Source organism: Rhodomicrobium lacus (assembly GCF_003992725.1).
GTDB classification, from domain to species: domain Bacteria; phylum Pseudomonadota; class Alphaproteobacteria; order Rhizobiales; family Rhodomicrobiaceae; genus Rhodomicrobium; species Rhodomicrobium lacus.
In genome coordinates this window covers 428,298-447,223 of the sequence record NZ_RZNF01000007.1, presented here as the reverse complement: position 1 = coordinate 447,223, position 18,926 = coordinate 428,298, and the positions used below count along the sequence as shown (strand labels likewise).

Below are 18,926 nucleotides of genomic sequence, written 5' to 3'. Positions count from 1 at the left end.
CGCCATACTCATCGCCGCAACCGTCATCTTCTGGTTACCTCAACAATGAGTCCTGAGCCTAGCTTCATCTCGAATTTTGGTGGATGAAGCTGCCTCACTAACATCATCGAGATATATTCTTTCGACGTCATAACCGACGTCGTGACCATAGAAAATGTGGGTAATATCGGGAAGAGGCGCAATAACGTAGCGTCCAGCGAAAGCGCTGAGCCCGACTTCGATGCGTTGCTTGACATCGAAGAAAGAAAACGGATTTATATCGTTGGCACCCTGTGTATCGGGCGCGCTTTGATTGACGTCATATCAACAAGCCGCTCAGCTTTTCGACTTCGGACTCAGACAAGGTTTTGAGGAATGAATAGATGACATGGACGTGGCAAAAATTCGATGACGATATTGATGGCCTCACCATCAAACGCGAAATCGCGACTAATGAAAAAGGGGTCTCTATCGAGCCATGGGGCACTCAAGGAGCTGGGAGGCAGGTTATGTTTAAATATAACCACGGTGATATTGAGGTCGAATTCGCGGCACGCCGATCTCCAAAAAACGTAGCCGATGAAATTGACGTTGTCGGCGCAGATTTCCCATTGGGTCCAGTCTGTCAGGTCTGGTTTGATGATCGCAGGATGACGTTTATCAAAAAACGATCCCTTACAGCAGAACAAAGAAAAGAAATCGAAACGACCTTCCGCAATTTTTTGACAACGACGTTCCGAGATTGTTCGTATACGGTTTCGCCATATGCAGACCAAGTAGAATATTACTAGAAACAATAGGGATAGTGTTTCAAACGGGAGCGACATGTGGCGGCTTTCAATTGGCTTTCTTATTACAACCAAATCCAGAACATTTCGAATCCAGTCGTAAGAGAAGCTGCTCAAAGTGTCCTCGACCTAGCTAGGTCAGCCAATAGTAGTATCTTAGCCAATGTGTTAGGCAGAGTTCTCTCCAGTTCGGCTGCGGCCGACATATCCGGCGTGAACACGTCCCATAGTATGGCTGTCTTCGGATCCGGAAGGGATAATGGGACAGACAACATTGTTCGAGCGACAGAATATATTAGAGCGTTATCCCATCCAATCGAATCGCGAGGGCTTCCCAATCGAGCGCGATCTGATTCAAACTGTCTGCCGGAGCGGGAGGCCGGCGGACATGTCGAAAGCTCTGTCTCTTGATCTTCGTGTGCGGGTTCTTGCTGCGATTTCCGGCGGGATGTCCTGCCGCCAGGCGGCGGAACGCTTTGGCGTCAGCGCGGCGAGCGCGATCCGCTGGCGTGCACTCGAACGTTGGCAAGATTGTCCATGACGACGATGTCGCCCGGGCGAAGCGCCGGCACGAGCACCTGATCGACATAGACCTGAAAGGCCGCGCCGTTGATCGGTCCGTCGAGCACCATCGGCGCTGTCATGCCTGAAACACGCAAGGCGGCGACGAAAGTCGTCGTCTTCCAGTGCCCGTACGGGATGCCCGCGCGAAGGCGCTGGCCTCTTGGCGCCCTGCCGTAGCGGCGAACCATGATGGTCGATGTCCAGGTTTCATCGATGAAGACAAGCCGCTCCGGATCGAGGTCCACTTGGCCTTCGAACCAGGCCTCGCGCCGCTTCAGGACGTCCGGGCGATCCTGTTCGCAGGCATGCGCCGTCTTTTTTTCAGCGTAACGCCGCGCCGGTCGAAGAAGCGCCACAGCATGCCGTAACCCGCCGCGATCCCGCAATCCTGAAGAGCGGCCCGAAGCTCCTGAGCCGTCATGTCCGGCGTCTCGTCGACAAGAGCGAGGATCAGCGCTGCGTGCGCTTCGATCCGCCCCGAACGACGGTCGCCGCCCAGCGCCTTCGGCCGCGCATCGCCTCGGCAGCCACAAGGGTGCGGCGGCGCGAGCGGCCATCGAAGCGGCCGGGGCGGAACTGCTGTTCCTGCCGCCTTACAGTCCCGACTTCAACCCGATCGAAAAGGCCTTCTCGAAGCTCAAGGCGCTCTTGCGCAAGGCCGCCAAACGCACCGTCGAAGCCCTCTGGGCCAAAATCGGAGACCTCATCCCGACCTTCACACCCAGAGTGTGAACAAACTACTTCAAGGCCGCAGGATACGATGCAGCCTGATCGGATAGCGCTCTAGTGCTCGCATTCACACCCGACCTTTGCAGGGGTGACAGCGCTACCGTTTTGCCGCAAGGGATTCGGCGGCCGTTACCGCTTTGTCATGCGAAGTGCCGGAATGAGCATGGGCTTGTCGAAGCGCGCTCCCGTTTGGTGTCCCGAGCGTGGCAGTTTGTCGATGACGCCCTTTCCGCAGCGGAAACCAACTTCGCAGCCAGATCCGACCGACAAAAGGGGGCAAAATGCCGTCCCGCCTGTCATATCGGGTTGCTACGGCTCGGAAATATCCGCTTGTTGAACAAGCGCTCGGCGGCGTTGCGCAGCGCTTTTGAACGGACAAGTTTTCCGCGCTTCAGTTTCACGACTGACTTTGTTGACGCAAGATCAGCCAACACACGCAGCCGATTTGCTGCCCTGATGCTGTCGGACAGACCAACTCAAGCGGGTCAATGCAAAGCCGCCGAGGTCTCTGCGCCCGACGCCGCAAGCGCATCGCGCTTAATCCGCTGCACCATCGATGCGAGACCGTTCGAGCGTTGCGGCGTCAGATGATCGTTCAGCCCGAGCGATTTGAAAACGGCCTTCTCGTCGGTGGAGAGAATTTCGCGGGCGGTCCGCCCCGAGAACAGCGCCAGCACCACCGCAATCAACCCCTTGACGAGATGCGCGTCGCTATCGCCCCGCAATTCGATCACGGTGTCGGGACCGGAGCCTGTCGCCTTGCTGACAACCCACACCTGGCTCGCGCAGCCGCGCACTTTCGTAACGTCGTTGCGCTCGGCGTCTTCGAGCGGGGCAAGCGCGCGGCCGAGCTCGATCAGATAGCGGTAACGGTCCTCCCAATCGTCGAGGAAACCGAAATTCTCGACGAGTTCGTCGATGTTCGCTGGGCCGGTCATGAGTGTGTCCTGTCCGGGCGCGTAACGCCCAAAAATCCGATTGTGCTCCCTGATGCAAATATCTTGCCGCCGGCGCGATTTCGCAAGACGACCTCAATAGGGTTTGATGAGGCGTTCGAGGTAATCGAGTTCGAGAATCGGCCGCGACGGCTCCCCGAGACGCTTGCGCAGCTCGTCCATGATGGCCCGGGCGCGCTGGCCGCTCGACTCGTCGGGGATTTTCACGTCATCGCCCGTGTTGTCGAGAGGGCCGTCCTGCTTGCGGCCCAGCGGATCGCGATTGGCCTGATTGCCTTTCCCCGTCCCCCCGGCGGAGCGCATCATCTGCTCCGCGAGCGCGCGCGTCCCCTGCCTCAGGCTTTCCACCGCGCGGCCTTCCTCTTCTCCGGCATCGCCGAACTGCTTCTGGCGGAGCGAATCGATGGCGTCGCCCATTGCGTCTTCAGCCTCGCGGAGCTTCTGCTGCACCGGGTCCTTTCCATCCGCATTCATGTCGGAGAGAAGCTCCTGCAACTCTTTCTGCAAGTCTTCCTGTCGCCGATCGAGTTCCGCCGAGGCGCGCCCTTGTTTCTGCCCGCGCCGTCCTTGTCCCTGCCGGGGCTCGGCGCTCTTGTCTTCGTCCGCGCTCTCGTCCTGCTTCTGCTGCTCGCGGAATGTGTCGTCGAGAAGCTGCTGCTGCTTCCGCAGAAGGTCGGTCATCTGGTCGAGCTTCTGAAGACTTTCGGCGTCCTCTTCCTGGTTCTGGCCGCTGCCCTGAGCGGTTTGCAGCGATTCGAGGATGTCGCGGAGCTGGTTCAGCATCTGCGCGGCGGCATCGGCGGACCCCGATTTCGCGAGGTTCTCGATCTTGTCGAGCATCTGCGCGAGGTCTTGCGGCGAGACCGTCTTCGCGTTGGGGGATGCGGCCGCGCGGTCGGCGTTCTTGTTCTGCTGCTGCCTGAGCGCCTGCAGGTAGCTGTTCAGCGCCTGACGAAGCTCGGCCATCAGCTTCTGGATTTCCTCGCGCGATGCGCCCCGTTCAATGGCGTCCTTCAGGCGCTCCTGCGCGGCGCGAAGCTCGCGCTCTGCGGCTGACAGGTTGCCGTCCTCGATGCGAATGGCGACATCCCAAAGTTGTTCGACCACATCCTCGATATCGGAGATGTCCGGCTCGTTCCTCAGACGCCAGAACGCCGAGCGCAGGCCGAGATAGATCGGCGCGGCCGCGCCTTCGTCCTGCGCTGCGGCGGCCAGCGCGTCGAGATTGTCCGCGACGCGCGCCACGTCGGCCGGGTTCTGGACGAGCGAACGGCGCTGATCGATAGCGCCGCGCGCGAGCGTCTTCGTGAATTTGCGCTCGGGAAGGATCATGCCGCGCGGCGCGCTCAGCCCTTCATGACCTGCTTCATCCTTCGCAGCGAGCGTGATCACCACCGGCAGGCCCGCCCAGGGATGGGATGTGAGATCCTTGTAAGTCTTCGCCTCCGCGGCCTTCACGGGCGCGTGCGGAAGCGAGAGGGGGAATACGGGCGGCTTGCCGATCTGCGGAAGAGCTGGCGGCGGCGCTTCGACGGCCTCGTTATCCTTGCCGCTGGAGGACGGAATGATGACGCGCTCCACACGCGCTTCCGCGCTCGCGACGCCGTAATCGTCATCGACCTTGTATTTCAGCAGCATCACGGCGCGCGGCGATACCTCGATCGGCCCATGAAATGCGATCCTCGGCGGGCTGTCCGGCACGACGCTCAAGCGCCAGGATCGCTCCGAGCCGAGCGTCCAGCCGACGGACAGCGTCACATCGTCGTCGATGGTGCTCGTATATTCGGCATAGGTATCGGTCGACTGAGCGGTCGGCAACACCGGCTGCCTGCCGCCGGACGACGCCAGCGCAACGCTATAACCCTTCGCGCCAGCCCCGTTGATCTTCAAGGTCAGCGTCGAGCCTTGCGGTACGGGCACAGCCTCGGCAGCGGGCACGCTCGCCGAAAGCACGAACGGCTCCTTGCGCGTATAGGCGGGAGGGGAAATCCAGGCGTCGATGCGAAGGCCGTCGCCGAGAAGTGGAAGATCGGGAACCGCGAAAGCGGCGCGGACACGGTTTGGCAAGTCGGCTTGCGTCGATGCGAGCGCGGCCACGAGCAGGAGCAGCAGAAGCGCGCGAAGGGCGAAGGGGTCGTAACGGTCGACGCGCGGCCGCGCTTCGCCGGTCTTGAGCTTCGCAAGCGAGCGGGCCGCACGCGCGCGGTGCGCTTCCCAAAGGGCGCGCATTTCCGGTGAGGCATCCTGCGAAAGCGTATCCTGAAAGGCCGTCAGCGGGCGATGATCGAGCGCCGAGGCGCGTTCGATGCGGTCGAGCGCATCCTGACGCGACGGAGGCCGCCAGAAAACGAGCGGCACCAGCGAAAAGACAAACCCCGCACCGAAGCCCCACAAGAGCCCGAGATGCGCGGCGGGCGGCAGCATCTGCCACACCTCGAACGCCGAGAGCAGCACGAAAACGCCAGCTACCGCGAGCGGAAGCCAGACGCGCGGCCACAACTTTTCGACCAGCATCGCGCGGCGGGCGGCGCGCACCTTCCGCCTGATGAGGCGATCCTCGTGAGACGGCGGCGTGACCTCGGCCTCGTTTGCGGACTTGCTACTCTGCGTCGTCATTCCAACACGTTACCACAGGAAAGAGAGCGACCGTAAGGCGAGTGCTCTGGCGCATGCATCCGGTCATTCTGGTGCGACCAGCGGGTGTTGATCAAATGCAAAATTCACCGCATCAGGCTGAGCGGACCATGAGGCGGAGGTCGGCGGCAGCCAGGGTTCAAACCGGTTGCCGAAGCTTGATCGCGGCGGCGAGCGTCCCTTCGTCGAGATAGTCCAGTTCGCCGCCCACGGGCACGCCCCGCGCGAGGCGCGTCACCCTCAACGGCAAACCTTCCAGTTCTGCCGCGATATAGTGTGCCGTCGACTGCCCTTCCACCGTGGCGTTGAGCGCGAGGATGATTTCCGTAACGCCGGGTTGCCTCGCGCGCTCCATCAGCTTCGCGAGAAAGAGGTCGTCCGGCCCGCGCCCGTCGAGGGGCGACAGCGTCCCGCCGAGCACGTGATAACGCGAGCGAACGATGCCCGCCCGCTCCAGCGCCCACAGGTCGCCCACCTCCTCCACGACGCAGATGGTGGTGGCGTCGCGGCCCGCGTCCGCGCAGATGGCGCAGGGCTGCTGCGTATCGATGTTGCCGCATTCCTTGCAGATCGCGATCTTGTCGGCGGCAATGCCGAGCGCGCGGGCGAGCGGCAGGAGAAGCTGCTCGCGCTTCTTGATGAGGTGCAACGCTGCGCGGCGCGCCGAGCGCGGACCGAGCCCCGGCAGCTTCGCGAGCAGCGCGATCAGCTCTTCGATTTCGGCGCCGGAGGACTTTTTTTGCGGTGGCAGCATGGGGATCAGATAACGAAGCGGCGCGCGATCCGCAACCGCGCCGCGTCTACTTCTCTGTGAGCTTCAGTTCGATGCGGCGGTTGCGGCGCAGGTCGGCCTCGGAATACCCGCTCGTGAGCGGTTGATATTCGCCGAAGCCCGCCGCGACCAGCCGGTTCGGCGGCACGCCCTTCGACACGAGATATTTCACGACCGAGATGGCGCGCTGCGAGGAAAGCTCCCAGTTCGAGCGGAACGCCGCCGTCGCGATGGGGCGCGCGTCGGTGTGGCCGTCGATCCTGAGAACCCAGCTGATATCGCGCGGGATCTTGGTTTCGAGGTCTTTCAGCGCGGCGGCGAGCTTGTCGAGTTCGGCGTAGCCCAGCGGCGAGAGGTCGGCGGACCCGCTATCGAAGAAGATTTCGGACTGGAACACGAAGCGGTCGCCCACGACCTGGATATCCTCCCGGTCGCCGAGCGACTTCTTCAGCTCGCCGAAGAAGGTCGAACGATATTGCGAAAGCTCCTGCACGCGCTTCGCCAGCGCCACGTTGAGCCGCTGGCCGAGATCGGCGATCTGCGCCTGAGCCTGCTTGTCGCGCTTGTCGGAATCCCCGAGCGAGTTTTCAAGCGCGGCGAGCTGTTTCCTCAGCGCAAGGATCTGCTGGTTCAGAAGTTCCACCTGCGCCAGCGCCTGCGCGGTGATGCTTTTCTGCTCGTCGAGCTGCGTCGTGATCGCCGCGACACGGGCGTCGCCGCTTTTGGCCGAATCGACGGAAAGGAGGCTCGTCAGCCGCTTGTTTTCGGCGTTGGTCGCGGCAAGCGTCTCCCGAAGCCCGCTCGATTCCTCCATCGCAGTCTTCTTCTGCGAGCGTTCGAGCGAGAGGAGGTCGGCCATCTGCGCGATCTGGCGCTGAAGCTTGGCGAGCGCCGTGTCCTTGCCGCTCGCATCCTGCGCCGCGAAATATTGCGCGACCATGAACAGGACCATGAGAAAGGTGACGACCAGAAGCAGGGTCGACAACGCATCGACAAAGCCGGGCCAGTAGTCGACGGCGTGCGGGCGGCGGCGCTTGGAAAGGGCCATCGGCTGATCCTCCGGCTGCTACCGGTCCACGGGGTCGCGGCGGGCGCGCGCGGCGATCTCGCGAAGCGCACCGGCGAGGCGGTTCTGTTCCTTCAGCACGGCGGCAAGCTCGCCCTGATTATGCGATTGCTCATCCACCCATTCGCGCAGCACTTTCTGCTCGGCGCGCATCTGCTGAACGAGCTTGTCGATGCCTTCCGAAAGCTTGGCAAGATGCTCGCTGTTCGCGCCACCTCCGCGAATGAAACCGTGCTCGATCTTTTCAGCGAGGTCGGAAATGCTGCGCTGCATGTCGAGGAGCGCAAACCGCAGCTGCGCCTGCGAGCCGGGGGCGTCGGCCGGGCCTTCGGAACGAAGTTCGGTGATGGTCGAGAGCCACTCTTCGAGTTCGTTGTAGAAGCGCGCCTGCGCCTGTCCGGCCTGAAGATCGAGGAAGCCGAGGATCAGCGAGCCTGCGAGGCCGAACAGCGAGGCTGAAAACGCCGTGCCCATGCCGCGCAACGGCGCTTCGAGGCCGGTCTTCAGTTCCTGAAAGACTTCCGCCGTTTCCTTGCCTTCGGTGTTCAGCGCGGAAATGGTCTGCCCGACCGATCCCGTGGTTTCGAGCAGGCCCCAGAATGTGCCGAGAAGGCCGAGGAAAATAAGGAGGCCGACGAGATAGCGCGTGGTTTCGCGGCTTTCGTCGAGCCGGGAAGCGATGGAGTCGAGGATCGAGCGCATGGCGACGGGCGAGATCGTTCCCTGCCCCTGCCGTCGCTGCAACAGCGTCGCCATCGGCGCGAGCATGGCGGGCGAGCGATCCGTCGCCACGGGATCGGAGAGCCGGAAATTATTGACCCAGCGCACTTCGGGAAAGAGGCGGAAGACCTGCTGGAATGTGTAGAGGATGCCGAAGATCAGCACGCCCACGATCAACGTGTTCAACGGGCGGTTGTGGTCGAAATTCTCGATGATCTGCTTGTGAATTATGAACCCGATCAGCCCGGCGAGGATCAGGAAGAGAAGCATGCGGCCGACGAACCGTCCGGGGCCGGATAACGTCTTGTAGTAGGGCGATTTACTCATGATCAGCGTGTCCCGCGGTCGCGTCGATCCGTGCAAAACTCAAGCTTTGGGAGGCCTATACACCATTTGCAGAAATCGCGGAATACAACTTCACCCTGAAAAAGGCAACCTTGCTAAGCTTTAATGGCGATGCGTTTCAAAAGTGCTGCATGGATCGACTCGTTGCCGCAGACGACGGTGCCGCTTTTCAGCATGTTGCGGCCGCCATCGGCGTCCGAGACGAAACCGCCCGCCTCGCGCACGATCACGATGCCCGCCGCCATGTCCCAGGGCTGGATGTTGCGCTCCCAGTAGCCGTCGAACCGCCCTTGCGCCACCCATGCGAGATCGACCGACGCCGCGCCCGTGCGGCGGATCCCGGCGGCATCCACCATGACATTGTAAATCTCGTGCAGATTCTGCTCCTGCCCCGGCTTGCCGCGATGGGCGATCCCGGTGGCGATAACCGCCGCGTCGAGGTTGTCGCGCGCGGCCACGCGCAGGCGGCGCGAGTCGTTATAGAATGCGCCTTTGCCCTTCTCGGCGGTGTAGAGATCGCCCGTCGCCGGATTGTAGATCAGCCCCGCCACGAGTTCGCCCTCGCGTTCGAGCGCGACGGAAATCGAGAACAGCGGGATGCCGTGGAGGAAATTGGTCGTGCCGTCGAGAGGATCGATGATCCAGGTGTGAGACTTGTCCGGGCCCTCGACGAGGCCGCGCTCTTCCATGAGGAAGCAGTAGCCGTGGCGGGCTTTCGACAATTCTTCGTAGAGGATCGTTTCGGCGCGGTGGTCGGCGGCGGAGACGAAATTCGCCGGACCTTTCACGCTGACCTGAAGATGTTCGACCTCCCCGAAATCGCGCGCGAGGCTACGTCCCGCTTTCCGGGCGGCATTGATCATGATCGTCATCAGCGCTGATGCGGGCATGGCGGGCACTCCACGAGGTCGGCGGCGGACTTGCCACCCGAAAATTCTGAAACCTATGCGTTCGCGGAAGCATGGCACTTCCGCGTTGCGTGTTCGCGACAATGCCGGAGCCCGGCCCGAGGCCGCCCCGGCATTGTCCTTGATATGCCCGAAGGCGCTTGTCGGCTTAGTCTACTCCGCCCGGCGGATATAGGCGATCTCGTTCGTATCGACGACCACCTTTTCGCCCGACGCGATGAAGGGCGGGACCATGATGCGCACGCCATTTTCAAGCACTGCGGGCTTGTAGGAGGAGGCCGCCGTCTGGCCTTTCACAACGGGGTCGGCTTCCACGATGGTCAGCGTCACCTGATCGGGCAGTTCGATGCCGATGGCGCGGCCTTCGTGCATTTCCACGATGACCTTCATGCCGTCCTGAAGGAACGCCGAGCGCTCGCCCACGAAATCCTTCGCCAGCTCGATCTGCTCATAGGATTCGGTATCCATGAAAACGAGCATGTCTTCCTGAACATACAGGAACTGGAAGTCCTTCTGTTCGAGGCGAACCTTTTCCACCGTCTCTGACGAGCGGAAGCGCTCGTTGAGCTTTGAACCGTTGATGAGGTTCTTAAGCTCGACCTGATTGTAGGCCGGACCCTTGCCGGGTTTCACAGCCTGGGTCTTCACCGCAACCCAAAGGCTGTTGTTGTGCTCGATGACGTTGCCGGGACGGATTTCGTTGCCGTTGATTTTCATGGAAGCGCTCGCGCGTGAGAATTCGTTGCGCAACGTGTGGCGGATGCGCCGGGGTTGTGTCAAGGGCAAGAGGACGAAACACCGCAGACGGCGGTCGTTGCGCCGTTGGGCAGCTCACGGCCTGACCGCACGGCTCTGCAAGCCCTGAGCCACGAGCGAACGGGCGCTGTGGACAGTCTCCCCTGCGGTCGCCAGCCGCAGCCGGATGCGCCACCCTTCACGGAAATAATTACTGTTATTCAATCTGTTATATCGCGCAGCCATCCGGGGCGCGGCGCGGCGCCTCGGATGGTTTAAATTTACAAAAGCTATCAACGATGTTAACGATTATGGCGGGTGACTAACTGGGGGTTATTCATGAGATATTTGGGTTTGATAGCCGGTCTGATGGCAGGGGGAATGTTCTTCGCCTGCACACAGCCGACGCTTGCACAGGCGGAAACGGACGTGTCGGTTCTCGCCGGCACATGCACGAACTGCCACGGTTCCAACAAGAACTGGAAGGGCGTGATCCCCGGCCTGGCGGGCCGTCCCGAGCCGATCTTGCTCGGCTTGCTCAAGTCTTACAAAGCGGGAGATCCGAACGCCACGGTCATGTCCCGCATCGCTCGCGGCTATTCTGAAGACGACCTGCAAGCGATCGCCAATTATTACTCGAAAATCAAGAAGTGAGGCAGGCACATGATCACACGTCGTAATCTGCTCGCTGGCTTGGGCGCGGCTGCGCTCGCTCCCGCGATTGCCGCTCCTGCCCTCGCAAAAGGCAAAGGCGCCGCCCGCGTTGTCGTTGTCGGCGGCGGCTTCGGCGGCGCTACCGCCGCCAAATATATCAAGGTCCGCGCGCCGGAGATAAACGTCACCCTGATCGAGCCGTCGCCGCGCTTCTACACCTGCCCTTTCTCGAATCTCTATCTTGCCGGACTCCGCGACTTCGAAACCATCGGTCACGGCTACGATGAGTTGAAGAAGGTCTACGGGGTGAAGGTTGTCCGCGACTTCGCGCAGGAGGTGGACCCGGCCGCCAAGACCGTAAAGTTGAAGTCGGGCGAGAAGCTTTCCTACGACAAGCTCGTGCTTTCGCCGGGCATCGACTTCAACTGGAACGGTCTTCAGGGCTATGACGAAGCGGCCTCGCTCCTCGCGCCTCATTCGTGGAAGGCCGGTGATCAGACGCGCCTGCTCCGCAAGCAGCTCGAAGCGCTCGACGATGGCGGCGTGTTCATCCTCGTCGCGCCCGCCGACCCGTACCGCTGCCCGCCCGGACCTTACGAGCGCGCGGGCCTTATCGCCAGCTACCTGAAAGCAAAGAAGCCCAAGTCGAAGATTCTTATCCTCGACTCGAAGGACGCCTTCTCGAAGCAGGGTCTTTTCCTTGCCGGGTGGAAGCAGGAGTATGGCGACCTGATCGAATGGGTTCCGCTGTCGAAAGATGGCAAGGTGGTCAAGGTCGATGCCAAGTCGCTCACGGTCGAAACCGAATTCGGCACAACGCACAAGGCCGGCGTTCTGAACGTCATCCCGCCGCAGAAGGCGGGCCTCATCGCCGAGCGGGCCGGCGTTACCAACAAGGCCGGCTGGGTGCCGATCAAGCCGGAAACCTTCGAGTCCCAGCAGGTGGCGGATATCCACGTCGTCGGCGATGCGACCATCGCCGCCCCGATGCCGAAATCCGGCTTCTGCGCGAATGCACAGGGCAAGGTGGCCGCCGCCGCCATCGTGGCGTCGTTGCAGGGGCGGACCACGCCGAACCCGTCGTGGGTCAACACCTGCTACAGCCTCATCGGGCCGGAATACGGCATCACTGTCGCGGGCGTCTACAAGGTCGCGGACGGCAAGATCATTTCGGTCGATGGGTCGGGCGGCGTGAGCCCGGCGGCCGCGGCCCCCGATTTCCGCAAACGTGAGGCACTTTACGCCAACGCTTGGTATCAGGCGATCACCAACGACACCTGGGGAACAGCGCTTCGCGCCTGACCGCCTAGAACAACGGAGGCGGTCTTGACCGCTGTCGAACTCTTGCCGTGGGCGGCCTTCCTCATCGGAACCGCCTTCGGCGTCGCCGGACAGGTGAGTGGCTTTTGCCTTCTGAGCGGACTGCGCGGCTGGTGGTCCGGGGGCGACGGGCGGAAAATTCGTGCATTCGCTCTCGCTCTCGCCGTAGCCGTCGTCCTCAGCCAGTTACTGGACGCGGCGGGCTACGTCTCGCTTGCCCGGTCGGCATACGCACAGCCGACGCTCTCGCTCGTCACGCTGGTGTCGGGCGGGGTTCTGTTCGGATATGGAATGGTCATGGCGAACGGCTGCGGCGCGCGCTCCCTCGTTCTTCTCGGGGGCGGCAACCTGCGGTCGTTCGTCGTGCTCCTCTGCATTGGCATCGCGGCGCATATGACGCTGACGGGGCTGATCGCGCCGCTGCGCGTTGCCGCCGCGAGCGCCATAACCGTCGCGCCGGGCGTATCTCCGCCGACATTGTCGGGGCTCGCCGGCATGCTATGGCTTGAGAAAGAGCCAGCACGGTGGCTCGTCGTGGGCTTGCTGGCAGCGGTGCTCACACCCTTCGCCTTCAGCCACCGGCCCTTCCGTCGCGATGCAACTCAGATTGTCGCCGCGCTCGTGATCGGCGCGCTTATCCCGCTCGGCTGGTTCGTGACCGGCTATCTGGGCGACGACGACTTCAATCCGGCGCCGCTGACCTCGTTGACCTTCATCGGTCCCATCGGCGACACGATCCAGTATTCCATGCTCGCGACCGGCATCAAGGCGTCGTTCGGCGTATGCGTCGTGACAGGGGTTTTCGTCGGCTCGCTGGCGACCGCGCTCGCGCGGCGTCGGGTCCAGCTCGAAAGCTTTACCTCTCCGCGATCCATGCTGCGTTATATCGCGGGCGGGGTGCTCATGGGCGCGGGCGGCGCGCTGGCGCTGGGCTGCTCCATCGGCCACGGACTGACGGGCCTCTCCACGCTCTCGCTCGCATCCTTTATCGCGGCGGCGAGCATCCTTGGCGGGGCCGCTCTCGGTCTGCACGGCCCGTTGCACCTTGCGCCGGTGAAGCCATGAAATTTTCCCGGGGAGGCGAGGATGAATGATGCGCTGACGAGACCGAGGATGAGGCGTCGGTCGTTACTCATGGTGACAGCCGTATCCGCTGTCGCGTGGGCGATTGGCCCTGAACGCGCCTGCGCTCGCGGGGCATGGTCTCGGCTCGAAGGTGCGCGCGCCGCCGTGGGAGACGCCACGCCCTCGCTCGACGGCCTCGCCCTCGATGTGCCGCTGCTCTCGGAAAACGGGGCGTCGGTGCCGGTGCTGATCCGCCCCGAAACGCTTGCGCCGGACGACTTCATCGAGACGCTCGACCTGTTCGCGCCCTCGAACCCCTACCCGCTCGTGGCCACGCTCCGGCTGACGGCCCTCACGGGACGCGGCGAGATCGCGACACGCATCCGCCTCAACGAAAGCCAGACCGTGATCGCGGTCGCGCGCCTCGCCTCGGGTGCCGTGCTCGTCGCCGAACGCGATGTGCGCATTACCGCTTCGGGCTGCCTGATGGTCATCGACGCCGATTACAGCGAATCCCTGCTGGAAACCCGCGTACGCGTGCCGAAAATATTCACGCCGGGCAAGCCCGGGGAAGTGCTGACCATCATCAGCCATCCCCAGGAGACCGGGCTGCGAAAGGATGCGAGCGGGCGCGTGCTGCCGAAGCGTCTCGTCGAGCGGCTCGATGCCACCCTCGACGGCCACCGCGTGCTGACGGTGGAATTCCATCGCTCGTTGGCGGCCAACCCCTACTTACGCTTTTTCCTGACGCCGCCGGCCAGCGGAACGCTGGCACTGCGCTGGACCGAGGACACGGGAACCACCGCCGAGAAAAGCGTCGCGATTCTCGTTTCGTAGCGGCGATCCGGCGGGCATCTATCCTTCCGGCGCATCCGCTTCCCGGCTCGCCGCCGCCTTCGTGAAATAGTCGGGCGAGCGCATCTCGATGAGACGCGACGCCGTGCGCTCGAAAAGCTCCGAGCCGTCGCCCGCCTTGTAGAGATCGTCGGGCTGCGCATCCGCGGAAGCGACGAAGCCCGTGCGCGCGTCGTAGAGCGAGTCGATGAACGTGATGAAACGGCGCGCGGCGTTGCGGTCGGCAGGGGTCAGAACCGGGATTCCATCCACGAAGATCGTGTGATAGTGGCGGACGAGCGCCAGATAGTCGGCGGCGGCAGTCGGCTGCTCGAACAGCTCCGCGAAGGTGAACCGCGCCGCGCCGAGGCATGCGCGGGGCACGTGAAGCTCGCGGCCAAGCACAGGGATGACTTCCGGCGCGCAGGGTTCGCCGAAGGTGAGCTTCTTCCAAAGCTCATCCATCGCGGCCTTGGCGGAGGCATCGGCGGGCGAGAAATACAGCGCGCCGTGAGTGAGGTGCTGCAGGCGGTAATCCTGCGCGGACTCGAGTTGCAGCACTTCCAGCGTGTTTTCGATCAGATGGATGAACGGCACGAACTGGTCGCGGTTGCGCCCGTTCTTGTAAAGCTGCGTCGGGTGCGCATTCGAGGTGAAGACGACAACCGTTCCGGCATCGAACAGCGTGGCGAACAGGCGACTTACGATGGTCGCGTCGGCGATGTCGGTCACGAACAGCTCGTCGAGGCACAGAAGCCGCGCCCCCGCCGCGATCGACTTCGCCACGGACACGATAGGGTCGTCTTTCGCCTCGCGCCGCGCAACGGTCAGCGCGGCGTGAACATCGGCCATGAATTCATGGAAATGCGCCCGACGCTTCTTCTCGACCGGCGCTTCCTGAAAGAACAGATCCATGAGCATCGTCTTGCCGCGGCCGACCGCGCCGTAGACGTAGAGCCCTTTCGGCACCTCGCCCCGCTTGCGCGTGAAGAAGGAGAAGAAGTCCGTCTTCGCTGGCGCAACATAAAGCGCGAGCCGGTTTGTTAGGATTTGCAGTTTTTCGACGGCGAGCGCCTGCGCGGGGTCAGGCGAAATCTTGCCGTCGGCCAGAAGGCGACGGTAACGTTCCAGGAGACCGGCTGTCATTATTGGCTAACGGACTTTCTTGAGCGCGAGTTCGATGGACGACAGGGTTGGGCTGGGCGAAACCAGTTCGATATCGAAATCTTCGCGCTGCCTCGACCTGATCTTGGTTGCTCCGCTTCGCAGCGCGGCGGAATATTCGCGGTCGAGCGCCGGATCGCGATCCCTGATCGTGATCGTGAAATCGGGCACTTTCACCTTGCGTTTCGATGTGTTGTAAATGGCTCCGCTGACGAGAAGGGTAGGCTTGCCGTCCGTAATCGTCCATTTGTAAGTGACGGTATCGAACGTGAGCGGCTGCACCGTGACGGGCATTCCTAAGGCGCTGTAGAGCGGCGCAAGGCCCGGCGCCGAGAAGGCGACGATATCGCGAAAAGCCAGCAAGCCGACCACAAGCCCGGCAGCCACGGTCAAAAAGAGGCCCCACCCCGCCGCAACGGCAAGGCTGCCGACGCCGCGGCGTGGCACGCCTGACGACTCCTGCGTCGCCTCGATTTCGCGAGCAAGGCGGGGATCGAAACCGGCCTCATCGGCGTCATCGGCCAGAGGCGCGGAATCCTCGGCCGGAACGACCGGCGCGCGTACCTGCGGGCGCTTCCAGATGGCCGCGAGATCGCCCTGAAGATCGTCTTCGAGACGCCCTTCCTGACGTGGTCCCGACGCGGCGCGGAGATGGCTTTCCAACTCGTCGGCAAGTTCCTTGTCTTCGGAAGCATCCGAGTATTGCGACTGCATCGCTTTTCGCAGCGCGGCGTCGGGATCGCCCGGCGTCGCGGCTTGCTCCAGGCTCGGGTGCCAACGCGGGTCGACGGTGGAATCGGAGCGCCCGGCATCCGTCGAAGCGCCCTCCTCTGCGTTCTCGTCTTCGGGAACGCGCCACAGGGTGCGATCATACTTGGCGTCTCGCTGCTCACCGGAAGCGTGGCTTGCGGGCGCGCCCTCATCGTGACCGCTTTCAGCCTCGCCCCGAAAAAGCGCGCGCGCTCCGGCCGGGGGGATGTCGCGCCCCGTCTCGCTGACGGGCGCGGTCATGGGCGAGGCGAAGCTATGGCCAGGAAGGGACGGGCGACCGTCACCGAGGCTCGAAAACACCCCACGAACCGCTTCGCGCGCCTCTTCCAGCGTGCGTAGATCGGGGCCGGCATCAGGAGCGGCTGCGTCCGCGCCGTGCTGCTGACGAGGAAACGGGATCGTTTCGGCGATCTGGGGCGAAGCTGCCGCCTCTTCGCCCGCCGCGGAGGCTTCGGTTTCCTTTTGCTTGCGGCGACGGCGGAAGCTGCCGAACCAGCTCACCTTTCCATCTTCGCGCGGGGCGGACTGTTCGCTGCCGGCCTCGCCACCGGCAAACGGCTCCGCAACGGGCTCTTCAATGGAAAGCTCCCGTGCAATCTGCTCGTCTTTCGGCGAGGCTGCGGCGCCGACATTCGTCTCCGCTCCGGCGACAGGGGCGGTTTCGTGGTGAAAATCGGCGTCATCGCGGCGCCATTCTTCGTTGAACGAGGCGAAACGCGATCCGGGCGCATTCTCGTCGGCATGCACAGGCTCATCAGCGACATGACTCGCGGATGCGACGCCGACGGCATCCGTCCCCGCTTCGTCGCTCTCGGCCTTCGGAATTGCGTCGGCACCCCATTGCCGCCGAAGTTCCGCGGCAAGGTCGCGCTTCTGACGTTCAACCTCGGACACGGCGGACTCTTCCTCTAAGGCGTGCTGCCGCGTTGCGGCTTCGATCTCCTGCGGCTGACTGTCCTGAGGCTCATCAGCAACGTCGGGCAGTGCGCGCCAGACCGTGCCGCATTTGGCACAACGGACGGAGCGGCCTTCCGGCGGCAGCGTGGCCTTGATTTCATAGCGCGTCGTGCATGCCGGGCATTCGATGATCATCGGATCAACTCTGTTCTTCGTTTTCCGCTACCGCCGTCTCGGCTTTGTCGAAATCCATTGCTAGATCGCCTCGGGCTTATCATAAATCGCCTCGGGAGCGAACAGCAGGGTTGAGGTTGTGAATACCGGTCATGCTCTTATTCGATTCGAGAATGTCGGTCTCCGTTACGGGGCTGGCCAGGAAGTCCTGCGCGACGTAAATTTTCACCTGCATCCCGGCTCGTTTCACTTCCTCACCGGAGCGTCCGGCGCGGGAAAGACGACGCTTCTGCGCATGCTGTTCATGTCGCTCAGGCCAACGCGCGGCCTCGTCTATCTTTTCGGACGAAATATCGCCAAGAATACGACGAGTCAGCGCGCGGACCTCAGGCGGCGCATCGGCATCGTCTTTCAGGACTTCCGCCTGCTGGACCATCTGACCACGTGGGAGAATGTGGCGCTCCCGCTTCGCGTGATGGGCCGCAAGCAGAGCGACTATCAGGACGATGTGACAGAGCTTTTGCGCTGGGTGGGCCTCGGCGACCGCATGCATGCCTTTCCGGCGGTTTTATCGGGCGGTGAGAAGCAGCGCGCGGCCATCGCGCGGGCGGTGATCGCGAAGCCTGAACTTCTCCTCGCCGACGAGCCGACCGGCAACGTCGACCCTCAGATGGCGCGCCGCCTTCTTCGCCTGTTCATCGAGTTGAACCGACTAGGCACGTCGATCATCATCGCGACCCACGATTATCAGCTCATGTCGCAGTTCCCGGCGGCGCGCATGCAGCTTGAGAACGGCCGGTTGGAAATGCACGAGTAGCGATGTGGCCATGAGTACGTCGAATCATGAGTACCGTTGAATCATGAGTGCCGTCGAACCCGCGTCCGCGCTTCCGGTGCCGTACAAGGCACGCAAGCAGGCTCAGCCCAAATATGCCCGGCCGAACGCCCCCATCGTGCCGCCGGGATCGGTCACGGGGCGCTCGCTCGCGCTGGTGATCGCGATCATGGGCTTCCTCGCCTCGATCACGGCTTGCGGCGTCTACGTGGTCTTCAATGCCGCCAATGTGTGGACGAACCGCATCTCGGCCGAGATCACCGTTCAGATCCAGCCGCGCGCCGACACGTCGGGAGAAGACCGAACCGCCGAAATCGTCCAGTTCCTGAAGGACCAGAACGGCATCGCTCGCGTCACGCCGTTCTCCCAGGAACAATCCTTGAAGCTCGTCGAGCCATGGATCGGCCGCTCCGAGGTGCTGAAGAGCTTCGCGATCCCGAAGCTCATCGCGGTGCAGATCGACACGTCGAGCCCGCCGGACATAGCCACGCTGAAGACTGTGCTCGAATCGAAGTTTCCGGGTGCGCTTCTCGACGACCATGGGCTTTGGCGCAATGAGATACGCCGCCTGACGAGACTCCTCGAAATCGGCGGCATCGGCATGCTGTTCCTGATGGCGATGGCGACAGCGGCGGTGATCGTGGCGGCCGCGACGAGCGCCCTCGCTTCCAACCGCGAGATCGTGTCCGTGCTGAACCTTGTGGGCGCGGAAGAGAAATTTATCGCCCGTCAATTCGAGACACATTTCCTCAAGGTTGGCGTGAAGGCGGGGATATTCGGCGCGGGCCTCGCGGGTCTCCTGTTCCTTTGCCTGCCTTACATCACGGAAGGGATCAGCACGTCCGCGACATCGGCAGCCGAGATTCGCCGCCTCGTCGGCGCGGGCACGCTCGACATCGGCGGATACGCGGTGCTGGTGGTCGTGGTTGTGGCTGTCGCGCTCATCTGCAAGCTCACCTCGCGCTATGGTGTGCGCAGAATCCTCAACCATCAGAACAGTTAGGGTTAATGGCAGA

16 protein-coding genes and 3 pseudogenes are annotated in these 18,926 nt (G+C 62.8%); 9 read left to right on the top strand and 10 right to left on the bottom strand.

All coding sequences use genetic code 11. From position 1 onward, the window contains the following. The first annotated feature begins 362 nt into the window (after positions 1 to 362). Positions 363 to 770, top strand: coding sequence for a hypothetical protein (locus tag EK416_RS09370; protein WP_127077225.1), 408 nt, complete (start codon positions 363 to 365; stop codon positions 768 to 770). A 385-nt stretch (positions 771 to 1,155) separates the two neighbouring features. Then, positions 1,156 to 1,296, top strand: a pseudogene (locus EK416_RS09365) (helix-turn-helix domain-containing protein); the annotation flags it as partial. Here the strand turns inward: EK416_RS09365 and EK416_RS09360 are convergent. Continuing rightward, positions 1,295 to 1,648 (bottom strand): annotated as a pseudogene (locus EK416_RS09360) (transposase); the annotation flags it as partial. The pseudogenes EK416_RS09365 and EK416_RS09360 overlap by 2 nt on opposite strands. A gap of 202 nt (positions 1,649 to 1,850) precedes the next feature. On the opposite strand from EK416_RS09360, the pseudogene EK416_RS09355 reads away from it, so the two are divergent. Then, positions 1,851 to 2,063: pseudogene (locus EK416_RS09355) on the top strand (transposase); the annotation flags it as partial. Between the two features lie 482 nt (positions 2,064 to 2,545). Here EK416_RS09355 and EK416_RS09350 read toward each other — a convergent pair. The 7 genes from EK416_RS09350 to efp form a co-directional block, all read right to left on the bottom strand. Continuing rightward, a complete protein-coding gene (locus tag EK416_RS09350; protein WP_127077224.1) occupies positions 2,546 to 2,998 on the bottom strand; it encodes a SufE family protein in 453 nt (150 codons plus the stop codon). Between the two features lie 93 nt (positions 2,999 to 3,091). Then, positions 3,092 to 5,632: a TIGR02302 family protein gene (locus EK416_RS09345; RefSeq protein WP_127077223.1), complete on the bottom strand. Its 2,541-nt coding sequence runs from the start codon at positions 5,630 to 5,632 to the stop codon at positions 3,092 to 3,094. Between the two features lie 157 nt (positions 5,633 to 5,789). Continuing rightward, entirely contained in the window at positions 5,790 to 6,404 is a 615-nt protein-coding gene (gene recR / locus EK416_RS09340) for a recombination mediator RecR (protein ID WP_127077222.1), read from the bottom strand. Between the two features lie 46 nt (positions 6,405 to 6,450). Then, entirely contained in the window at positions 6,451 to 7,470 is a 1,020-nt protein-coding gene (locus EK416_RS09335; protein ID WP_127077221.1) for a peptidoglycan -binding protein, read from the bottom strand. An 18-nt stretch (positions 7,471 to 7,488) separates the two neighbouring features. Beyond that, positions 7,489 to 8,535, bottom strand: coding sequence for a flagellar motor protein MotA (locus EK416_RS09330; RefSeq protein WP_127077220.1), 1,047 nt, complete (start codon positions 8,533 to 8,535; stop codon positions 7,489 to 7,491). Positions 8,536 to 8,648: 113 nt separating this feature from the next. Continuing rightward, entirely contained in the window at positions 8,649 to 9,443 is a 795-nt protein-coding gene (locus EK416_RS09325; RefSeq protein ID WP_127077219.1) for an inositol monophosphatase family protein, read from the bottom strand. A 171-nt stretch (positions 9,444 to 9,614) separates the two neighbouring features. Then, complete coding sequence (efp, locus tag EK416_RS09320; protein WP_127077218.1) at positions 9,615 to 10,178, bottom strand: elongation factor P; 564 nt, start codon at positions 10,176 to 10,178, stop codon at positions 9,615 to 9,617. Positions 10,179 to 10,535: 357 nt separating this feature from the next. Here efp and EK416_RS09315 point away from each other — a divergent pair, with 357 nt between their 5' ends. Genes EK416_RS09315 through EK416_RS09300 form a run of 4 tightly spaced genes read left to right on the top strand, consistent with a single transcriptional unit; the run spans position 10,536 to position 14,072 of the window. Further along, positions 10,536 to 10,850: a c-type cytochrome gene (locus tag EK416_RS09315; RefSeq protein WP_127077217.1), complete on the top strand. Its 315-nt coding sequence runs from the start codon at positions 10,536 to 10,538 to the stop codon at positions 10,848 to 10,850. Positions 10,851 to 10,859: 9 nt separating this feature from the next. Then, complete coding sequence (locus EK416_RS09310; protein WP_127077216.1) at positions 10,860 to 12,152, top strand: NAD(P)/FAD-dependent oxidoreductase; 1,293 nt, start codon at positions 10,860 to 10,862, stop codon at positions 12,150 to 12,152. Positions 12,153 to 12,176: 24 nt separating this feature from the next. Beyond that, positions 12,177 to 13,235, top strand: a complete 1,059-nt coding sequence (locus tag EK416_RS09305; protein ID WP_181952133.1) for a YeeE/YedE family protein — start codon at positions 12,177 to 12,179, stop codon at positions 13,233 to 13,235. Positions 13,236 to 13,283: 48 nt separating this feature from the next. Continuing rightward, positions 13,284 to 14,072 carry a thiosulfate oxidation carrier protein SoxY gene (locus EK416_RS09300; RefSeq protein WP_164729945.1) on the top strand — a complete coding sequence of 263 codons (789 nt, stop codon included), beginning with the start codon at positions 13,284 to 13,286 and terminating at the stop codon, positions 14,070 to 14,072. An 18-nt stretch (positions 14,073 to 14,090) separates the two neighbouring features. Here EK416_RS09300 and zapE read toward each other — a convergent pair whose 3' ends face one another. Then, positions 14,091 to 15,215 carry a cell division protein ZapE gene (zapE, locus tag EK416_RS09295; protein ID WP_127077214.1) on the bottom strand — a complete coding sequence of 375 codons (1,125 nt, stop codon included), beginning with the start codon at positions 15,213 to 15,215 and terminating at the stop codon, positions 14,091 to 14,093. Positions 15,216 to 15,221: 6 nt separating this feature from the next. After that, complete coding sequence (locus EK416_RS09290; protein ID WP_127077213.1) at positions 15,222 to 17,096, bottom strand: zinc-ribbon domain-containing protein; 1,875 nt, start codon at positions 17,094 to 17,096, stop codon at positions 15,222 to 15,224. A 118-nt stretch (positions 17,097 to 17,214) separates the two neighbouring features. Between EK416_RS09290 and ftsE the strand changes: the two genes are divergently transcribed. Further along, complete coding sequence (ftsE, locus tag EK416_RS09285) at positions 17,215 to 17,892, top strand: cell division ATP-binding protein FtsE (protein WP_037233931.1); 678 nt, start codon at positions 17,215 to 17,217, stop codon at positions 17,890 to 17,892. 43 nt (positions 17,893 to 17,935) lie between these two features. Beyond that, positions 17,936 to 18,913, top strand: coding sequence for a cell division protein FtsX (locus EK416_RS09280; RefSeq protein ID WP_127077212.1), 978 nt, complete (start codon positions 17,936 to 17,938; stop codon positions 18,911 to 18,913). Positions 18,914 to 18,926 lie beyond the last annotated feature (13 nt).